We start from the raw sequence: 9408 nt of genomic DNA, 5'->3' as shown, positions 1-9408 counted from the left end.
TCATCTTCATCACCGGCCCGGTTGAAGATCACATGGCGACACTGGTCTGCGCCCAGCTTCTGTTTCTCGAGGCAGAGAATCCGAAGAAGGAAATCGCACTCTACATCAATTCACCCGGTGGCGTCGTCACGGCCGGGATGGCGATCTACGACACCATGCAGTTCATCCGGCCGGCAGTTTCGACGCTGTGCGTCGGACAGGCTGCGTCGATGGGATCGTTGCTGTTGTGCGCCGGTGAAAAGGGCATGCGGTTTGCCACGCCCAATGCGCGCGTCATGGTGCACCAGCCTTCCGGTGGCTTCCAGGGACAGGCGTCCGACATCGAGCGCCACGCCCAGGACATCATCAAGATGAAGCGCCGGCTCAATGACATCTATGTCAAGCACACCGGCAAGGATTACGAGACAGTGGAGAAAACCCTCGACCGCGATCATTTCATGACAGCGGATGAAGCGCTCGATTTTGGCCTTATTGACCGGGTTATCGACAAGCGCGAATACATCGAATCCACGGACTAAGCGTGGGTTTGCGGCTATACGGCTTGAAGCAAGCGAGTTTTCACGGCTATTGCGCCTCTCCGGCAACACGTTTTCGTGTGGTTGGGGTGGTGCGAGCGCTTGAGCGCGCTAATATAGGTGTTAAGTCTATGTTCAATTTATCTGACATAGAATTGTCAGATTGACGGGGATTCGTTGCCACCGGCGTCAGGAATGTTTACCTGAAGTTCGGATTTGTACCCCGAGATTGCCTGTATGCCTTGACGCCGCGCGGTGTTTTGGGCGGCCAGGCGCCATACATCCGGGCTTGATGCCTGGATTGCGGGAAGGAAAGTGAAATGAGCAAGGTCAGCGGCAGCAACGGCGGCGATACCAAGAATACCCTTTATTGCTCTTTCTGCGGCAAGAGCCAGCATGAAGTGCGCAAACTCATTGCCGGTCCTACCGTGTTCATCTGTGATGAATGCGTGGAATTGTGCATGGACATCATCCGCGAGGAAAACAAATCCTCGATGGTCAAGGCGAGTGATGGCGTTCCCACTCCCCAGGAGATCATCGCTACTCTCGATGAGTATGTGATCGGCCAGCACCAGGCCAAGAAAATTCTCTCTGTGGCGGTTCACAACCACTACAAGCGGCTCAACCATTCGTCCAAGTCTGGCGAAGTGGAACTGGCCAAGTCCAACATCCTGCTCGTCGGTCCGACCGGTTGCGGCAAGACCTATCTGGCGCAGACGCTGGCGCGCATCATCGATGTGCCGTTCACCATGGCGGATGCCACGACACTGACCGAAGCCGGTTATGTCGGTGAGGATGTCGAGAACATCATTCTCAAGCTGCTGCAGTCGGCTGATTACAACGTCGAACGCGCCCAGCGCGGCATTGTCTACATCGATGAGGTCGACAAGATCTCGCGCAAGTCGGACAATCCTTCGATCACCCGCGATGTCTCGGGCGAGGGCGTTCAGCAGGCACTTCTGAAGATCATGGAGGGCACGGTTGCGTCCGTGCCGCCACAGGGTGGCCGCAAGCATCCGCAGCAGGAATTCCTGCAGGTTGACACCACCAACATCCTGTTTGTCTGCGGCGGCGCATTCGCCGGTCTCGACAAGATCATTTCAGCGCGTGGCGAAAAGACCTCGATCGGGTTCGGCGCCAATGTCCGCGCCCAGGACGAACGCCGTGTCGGTGCCGTCTTGCGCGAGCTCGAGCCTGAAGATCTGGTGAAGTTCGGCCTGATCCCGGAATTCATCGGTCGTCTGCCGGTGTTGGCAACGCTTGAAGATCTTGATGAAGATGCTCTGATCCAGATCCTGACCCAGCCGAAGAATGCGCTGGTCAAGCAGTATCAGCGTCTGTTCGAGATGGAAGATGTGGAACTTACATTCCACGAAAGTGCACTGGTTGAAATCGCCAAGCGAGGCATCATCCGTGCGACCGGTGCACGCGGACTGCGTTCGATCATGGAGAAAATCCTGCTCGATACCATGTTCGAACTGCCGACACTCGAAGGTGTGCGCGAAGTCGTCATCTCCGACGAGGTGGTCACCGGCAATGCGCGTCCGCTCTATATCTACTCGGAGCGCGATGATGAGGCCAAAGGATCGGCTTCGGCCTGACCGCAAAAAGCCTGCGTGACAGATCAAACCCTCCGGGCTCACCCGGAGGGTTTTTTGTTGGGATCTATCTGGTTTCAGGCCTTGGCTCGGTGTGAGCTGACAACTTCATCGTTATTGCTTGTCACCGCGCTGGTCAGCCGCGTGGTGAGAGATCCTGTTCTTGGCGACGCCTTGTCAATTGATGTCCAGATAGCCCGAGGCAATCCGTCGTTGCAGGTGTCTGTCGACAGCCGCCCGATCCTGGCATGAATGCAGACGCCCGTTGCAACGGGTCTTGAGTGCCAGAAGATCCGTGAGCATGGGCGACTTGGCCAACCCCGCAGCCTCCAGAAGCGAGGCCCCGAGATAGCCGATATCAAGGACCGGGAAATCGAACGGGCTCATGTCGACCGGTGTTCCGTTGCCGTGAAGCGTGAAATAGGTCCGGTAGGCCGAGGAGGAGAGGTCATCAATGGCGAAATCCGGATTGAGGTTCTCGATCAGTTCGCGTGTGGCAAAGGATTGGTGGTCGCCAAACTCCAGCACGATCGAGGGATGGGTCTTGCTCTCCGCCTTTGCCTGATCGAGAAACCAGTCAAAATCCCGCTGGGACTGGGCGACGCGCCCGACATACTCGTCGAGTTCCCCGATTCCACTCTTCCCGGTCATGGGCGTACCGGCCTCGGTCCTGTTGTCGGAGTAGGGCGAATGCGCGAACATGGTCTGCACCTGCAGGAACAATGGGCGTCCGTCGGTTTTGCGATGCTCCGAGATGAAGTCCCGAGCGGCTTCAAAATAGAACCGGTCTTCATGGGCGTACTCGCTGGCGCCGATGCGGTCGTAATCGAGGATATCATCGAACCCGATGGATTCGAGAAACGGACCCTCGTTGACGAAGCCGTGTTCCATCGGCATCAGTACAGCGGTTCTGTAGCCGCATCGTGCAAGCTCTGTCGCCAGGGATTGATGGATCTTGCCTTCCATGGCCGTGGTCAAATAGGGAGCGCGCCAGCCGAAATCGAGGCTGGACAATCCCGTCATCAGCGAGAAATTTGATATCCAGGTGCCGCCACCAAAGGTTTCCACCTGCAAGCTGTGCCGGGTTCCATCCGCGGACTTGAAGCGGTCGGAGAACTGCTGATCAAGTCCGTACTGATCCAGTCGGCTGAGATCCGTCTGGCTTTCCGACAACACCACGAAAAGGTCGGGCTTTGTAGCGGCCGAGTCACAGGTTTGAGTTGCATCGAAAGGTTCACCCGCTGGCATCGACGCAAAGCGGTCGGCAATGCCCCGGCCCAGAGCGGCATCGCGGAGATCCAGAAAGGAAACGAAAAAGGACGATGCGTTGAAGCCACCCAGATAGTGGAAATATCGCGGTTCGTCGGCTCTGAGCGGATAACTCATCGGGATCAGCGCAATTGTAAGCGCCAGAAACCCGACCCGCCATGGAGCGGCGATCGCGCTGGTGCGCTCCCTGACGAAAATCAATGTGACCGCTGCGATACCCAACAGCAGGAGCCCGGCGAAGGGCACGACGTAAATAGTGAATGCATCCAGCAGAAAGGCCGCGGCTTTAGGGTCGGCTCCGGTGAAGATGATGTCATAGATATGCAGATCGAAACCCTTGGTTCGGTATTTGAGCGTCGATGCGATGGAAATCAGCGTCGCAAACGCGAGGGTTGCGTAAATCGAAAAGTACAGTCTGCGGCTCGCCAGGAACAGCATGGCAGCGATTCCTGCATTGCAAAGCAGGACAAAGGGCATGTTGCCCGCTTGCTTTTCGAGCAGGTAAAGAAACGCCGTGCCAAGGAGCGTCGCCACAATGGCTGCAATCGGATTGAATGCAAAATTCAAAATTTTCTGTAGCAGCGCCATACTGGTACTCCGGTCAACAAAGGAGACTAAGAGCACTTTTTGCCGCCGGATCCCAACCCAATGAAGTATTAACCCTAACGGCCTTGGGGACGGGCTTTTCCGCCAGACGCAATCGGATCGGCCTTCGCCTGGGTCGGGCATTGCTGCGCCAACCGCGTTGCTTATTGGCAGACCTGCCTAAATCTTAGGTAGATGTACCTATTTCCTTCCGTGGCTGACTGGGATTTGATGCGCCGATGATAACGGCAAATTGCCCTTTATTGTCCAACTGGCGCGGCCCGGACCGCGGCTTGATCGACGGCCTGTCTGGTGCGGGACTTCGAAGGCGGTGTTCCGTGGCCGCAAGGCGCCTTGTTTTCTTGTGGCTCCTTGCCGGAGGCCTCGCTGTATTCTCCGGCGTTGGCGAAGTCCGTGCCCAGAACCAACCCACGCGGTTGCTTGCATTCTCCGTTCTGCGCGATGCGGCGCCCGAAGCCACGATTGATGATATTTGTTGCGGTGGCAGCCAGTTCGGGCAAACGGTCTCATCCTTGCGGACATGGTATGGCGAAGACCCGATCTGGCTCAAGGTCGACGGTTTGGCGGCGGTTGACCTGATCATCCTCAATCTCGTCGTTGATGAGGCGGTCGCCTATTTCAGATCCAACGACGGCTCAAGCTGGCACTCGGTCAGAACCGGTGATCTCGTGGCCATGTCGGACCGGGCCTATGCCTCGCCGCAAATGGTCCTGCCGTTGCGCGACAGGCTCGCGGGGAGCGATCTTTATGTGCGGGTGCACCAACCGGTGCTGACCACGCTGCAGCTTGCCGTCCAGTCCTTGCAGGCATTGGAACAAATCGACCGCGCCGATCACCTGCTCAAGACCTTTCTCATGGGCATTCTTTTCGCCACCATCGTCTACAATGGCTTTGTTGGTGTTTTCGTGCGGTCTCCGGTCTTCCTGCTCAATGCATTGACCATCTGCGCGCTTCTATTCCTCGCACTTTATCTCTCGGGCTACGGCGTAGCCTATGTCTGGAAGCATCGTCAGGAATGGAGCAACGCCATCCTGCTCGCGACACTGTACAGCGGGCTGGTTTTCGGAAGTGCTTTCATGTGGGGATTCCTGCGGGACGATGGCGAGCCGGTCAGACGCGGCTGGCCGCTGTTGGTTCCTGCCATCCTGGCAACCCCGGTGATGCTGTGCGCTGTGCTGTTGCCCTACTGGATGCTGCAACCCGTGCTGCTCTTGTGCGCGGCAGCACTGTTCCTGATTGCCTGCGCCATGGTTGCACGGCGGGCATGGAGGGGCAGCCGGCAGGCCCGCATTTTGCTGTTTCCGCTTGGTTTCGCCATGATCCCCGGCACAGCTTTTGTGTTTCTTGAGAAATTGCTCGGCGTACGGACCGGCCTGATCGACAACAATTTGCTGGAAGTGACACTGTGTCTGGAGGCGATCCTGTTTTCTTTGGCAATTGCATCGCGCTTTCGCATGGGCGAACTGGCGCATCGCGCACTGAGCCTCAAGATGATGGCACTGCGGGCGGAAGGGGTCGCAAAAACCATCGCCGCCCAGGATGCCGAACGTCAGCGTCTTGCCAAGGAGCTTCACGATGGCGTGGCTCAGGATTTTCTCGTGGTGCTGGGCAGTCTGAAGAAGCTTGAGCGCGAGCCGGAAACCAGGACCTGGAAGGCGGCGCTGCCATCGCTGATTTCATCCACGACCACGGCGCTCAACGAGTTGCGGCGGATTTCCAAGGAGATGCATCCGGCAGCGATCAGTCATCTTGGCCTCAAAAAGGCGCTGGAGGCACTGTTTGAACATCTGGAGACGTCAAGCCAGATCGAAGTTGAAACCTCCATCGATTTCGACGACGGGTTGTTGGGGATGGATGCGAAATTGCATGTCTATCGCATCGTCCAGGAGTGTCTGGCCAATGTCAGCCGTCATTCCGGCGCCGCCAGTTGCAAGGCGACCATCACCCGAAAAGATGACAGGTTGCATCTGTGCGTGGAGGATGATGGCGGCGGAATTGAGCCGTTGCCGATATCCAGCCAGCCATCTTTTGGCCTGGGCTTTACGTCGATCGACGAGCGGATCCGCGGTTTGGGTGGGCGGTGGCGGCTGTCGCAAAGCAGCTTGGGTGGCGTCAGGATCGAGGCGTCGTTTCCGGTAACAGCGGATGGAAAGGCGGCCAGTCAATGAAAACGGCAACATCACCGGAAAAAACGGCAATTGTGTGCGATGATCATCCGATCTTCAGGGCCGGTGTCGTCAATTGTCTGGTTAGCGGGTTGGGAGTCAAGATCGTCGCTGAAGCCGCCGATGGTGAAAGCTGCATCGCCAAACTCAGCATGTTCCACCCCGACATTCTGGTTGCCGATCTCTCGATGCCGTTGATCGATGGCTTCGGCGTGCTCGAATGGGTCCGGCAAAATCAACCCGCCACCAGGGCATTCATCCTGTCGATGCATACCGACATGTCGTTCGTCCAGCGCGCCCGCGAACTCGGCGCAGCAGGTTTCATGGCCAAGGAGGACGCGCAATCCGAACTTGCTGCGGCCATCGCCGGCGAGGGGGAGTTTTATACCAGCGAATCCATCGGGCGCAAAAGCCATGAGAGTGTCGGCGATCTGTCGGACCATGCCTTGGCTGAAAAACTGCGCAAGGTGTCAGATGCGGAGCGGAGGGTCCTGGCGCTCCTGACGCAATCCATGACCAGCAAGCAAATCGCGGAAAGGCTGTTCATCAGCGTGCGCACGGTTCAGGCTCACAGGGTCAGCCTGGCCGCGAAGCTGGGGGCAAAGGGCCCCAACAAGCTGCTGGAGCTGGCCGTCCGCCACCGCGACCAGATTGTCGATTGATCCGCAACAGTGATAAGCCGGTATTTTGCCCGTTTTTCGCACTGCACCAGCTTCCCGCCACTTTCATTGTCTAATATTCTCTCGAATCGGAAATGGAGCAATTACCGGTGTTTGTCCGTCTTGAAACCGGGTCGCCGGTTATCCAATTAGAGTGCAAGGGGCTTTTTGCCCCAAAAGGACGCGAATAGCGGTTGCTGGATGAACCGGGGCCGCGCCCCGCGTTGCCAATCGGCCCGGCAGGGCCAGGAAAGGAAATCATATGCCGGAAAAAAATGTGAGTTCATCACGTCCGCCCGAAGAGGCAGGTATCTACCCCGTCCTTCCGTTGCGCGACATTGTTGTCTTCCCGCACATGATCGTGCCGCTGTTCGTCGGCCGCGAAAAGTCGATCCATGCGCTTGAGGAAGTCATGGGCTCGGACAAGCAGATCATGCTTGCCACCCAGATCAATGCCAGCGACGACGATCCCGAGCCGTCAGGCATCTATGACATCGGCACCATCGCCAATGTGCTGCAACTGTTGAAATTGCCCGATGGCACCGTCAAGGTGCTGGTCGAAGGCCGGGCGCGCGCTGAAGTGACCGGTTACACCGACCGTGAAGACTATTACGAAGCCCGCGCCGTTGAATTGATCGAGCCGGACGAAGATCCGGTCGAAATCGAGGCGCTGTCGCGCTCGGTCGTCTCGGAGTTTGAAAACTACGTCAAGCTCAACAAGAAGATCTCGCCCGAGGTTGTCGGCGCGGCGAGCCAGATTGACGATTATTCCAAGCTCTCGGACACTGTGGCCTCGCATCTGTCGATAAAGATTCCCGAGAAGCAGGACATGCTCTCGACAATTTCCGTGAAGGGCCGCCTGGAAAAAGCGCTCGGCTTCATGGAAGGCGAGATTTCGGTGCTGCAGGTGGAAAAGCGCATCCGCTCCCGCGTCAAACGGCAGATGGAGAAGACTCAGCGCGAATATTATCTCAATGAGCAGATGAAGGCGATCCAGAAGGAGCTTGGCGACGGCGAGGATGGCCGTGACGAAATGGCCGAGATCGAAAACCGCATCGCCAAGACCAAGCTTTCCAAGGAAGCCCGCGAAAAGGCCGACAGCGAATTCAAGAAGCTCAAGCAGATGAGCCCGATGTCCGCTGAGGCCACCGTCGTGCGCAATTATCTCGATTGGCTCCTTGGTCTGCCATGGGGCAAGAAGTCCCGCATCAAGATTGACCTCAATGCAGCTGAAAAGGTACTCGAGATCGATCACTTTGGTCTGGAAAAGGTCAAGGAGCGGATTATTGAATATCTGGCGGTGCAGGCCCGTTCGTCCAAGATCAAGGGTCCGATCCTCTGCCTTGTCGGGCCTCCCGGCGTCGGCAAGACCTCGCTTGCCAAATCGATCGCCAAGGCGACCGGTCGCGAATATGTGCGCATGGCGCTTGGCGGCGTACGCGACGAGGCCGAAATCCGTGGTCACCGCCGCACCTATATCGGGTCGATGCCCGGCAAGGTCGTGCAATCGATGAAGAAGGCCAAGAAAACCAACCCGCTGTTCCTGTTCGATGAAATCGACAAGATGGGGCAGGATTTCCGCGGCGATCCGTCTTCCGCGCTGCTCGAGGTGCTGGATCCGGAACAGAATTCGACCTTCATGGACCATTACCTCGAGGTTGAGTACGACCTGTCCAACGTGATGTTCATCACCACGGCCAACACGCTCAACATCCCGGCGCCGCTGATGGACCGGATGGAGATCATTCGCATCGCCGGTTACACCGAGGATGAGAAGCAGGAAATCGCCCGCAGGCATCTTTTGCCCAAGGCCGTACGTGATCATGCCTTGCGTCCGGAAGAATTCCAGATCACCGACGAGGCGCTGTTGCAGATCGTGCGGACCTACACCCGCGAAGCCGGCGTGCGGAACTTCGAACGTGAACTGATGAAGTTGTCGCGCAAGGCGGTGACCGAGATCCTCAAGACCGGGGCCAAGTCGGTCAACGTTGATGTGGACAACCTCTCCGACTACCTCGGCGTGCCGCGGTTCCGCTATGGCGAAGCCGAGTTCGACGATCAGGTCGGCGTGGTAACCGGATTGGCCTGGACTGAAGTGGGTGGCGAGTTGCTGACCATCGAAGGCGTCATGATGCCCGGAAAGGGCAAGATGACGGTGACCGGTAACCTGCGTGACGTGATGAAGGAATCGATCTCGGCAGCTGCGTCCTATGTCCGCTCGCGGGCAGTGGATTTCGGTATCGAGCCGCCGATGTTCGACAAGCGCGACATTCACGTTCACGTGCCTGAAGGCGCAACGCCGAAGGATGGCCCGTCGGCCGGTGTCGGCATGGCCACCGCGATCGTATCGATCATGACCGGCATTCCGGTGCGCCGTGATGTCGCCATGACCGGCGAAATCACCCTGCGTGGCCGGATCCTGCCGATTGGCGGCCTCAAGGAGAAACTGCTTGCTGCACTGCGCGGCGGCATCAAGACCGTGATGATTCCGGAAGACAATGCCAGGGATCTCCCCGAGATCCCGGACAATGTCAAAAACGGACTGGAAATCATTCCGGTGGCCAAAATGAGCGACGTGTTGCGCCATGCCCTGGTC

6 protein-coding genes are annotated in these 9408 nt (G+C 57.7%); 5 read left to right on the top strand and 1 reads right to left on the bottom strand.

Translation table 11 applies throughout. From position 1 onward, the window contains the following. Together ABJN75_RS15240 and clpX are read left to right on the top strand one after the other, a co-directional pair. Positions 1-518 (top strand): ATP-dependent Clp protease proteolytic subunit (locus tag ABJN75_RS15240; protein WP_348440433.1); only part of this gene is annotated, 518 nt, incomplete at its 5' end. A 317-nt stretch (positions 519-835) separates the two neighbouring features. After that, positions 836-2116: an ATP-dependent Clp protease ATP-binding subunit ClpX gene (gene clpX / locus ABJN75_RS15235; protein WP_348440432.1), complete on the top strand. Its 1281-nt coding sequence runs from the start codon at positions 836-838 to the stop codon at positions 2114-2116. Between the two features lie 174 nt (positions 2117-2290). On the opposite strand, the gene ABJN75_RS15230 is transcribed toward clpX, so the two are convergent. Next, positions 2291-3970, bottom strand: a complete 1680-nt coding sequence (locus ABJN75_RS15230) for a sulfatase-like hydrolase/transferase (protein ID WP_348440431.1) — start codon at positions 3968-3970, stop codon at positions 2291-2293. A gap of 335 nt (positions 3971-4305) precedes the next feature. Here ABJN75_RS15230 and ABJN75_RS15225 point away from each other — a divergent pair, with 335 nt between their 5' ends. From ABJN75_RS15225 to lon, 3 genes are all read left to right on the top strand, one after another. Beyond that, positions 4306-6156 carry a 7TM diverse intracellular signaling domain-containing protein gene (locus tag ABJN75_RS15225; RefSeq protein ID WP_348440430.1) on the top strand — a complete coding sequence of 617 codons (1851 nt, stop codon included), beginning with the start codon at positions 4306-4308 and terminating at the stop codon, positions 6154-6156. Beyond that, positions 6153-6815, top strand: a complete 663-nt coding sequence (locus ABJN75_RS15220; RefSeq protein WP_348440429.1) for a response regulator transcription factor — start codon at positions 6153-6155, stop codon at positions 6813-6815. Before ABJN75_RS15225 ends, ABJN75_RS15220 begins: the two co-directional genes overlap by 4 nt. Before the next feature lie 259 nt (positions 6816-7074). Next, positions 7075-9408 (top strand): endopeptidase La (gene lon, locus ABJN75_RS15215; RefSeq protein WP_348440428.1); only part of this gene is annotated, 2334 nt, incomplete at its 3' end.

Origin of the sequence: Hoeflea sp., assembly GCF_039975035.1 — a bacterium.
Lineage (GTDB): Bacteria > Pseudomonadota > Alphaproteobacteria > Rhizobiales > Rhizobiaceae > Hoeflea.
Note: the sequence above shows the minus strand (reverse complement) of the source record. Positions and strands in the feature narration are given on the sequence as shown.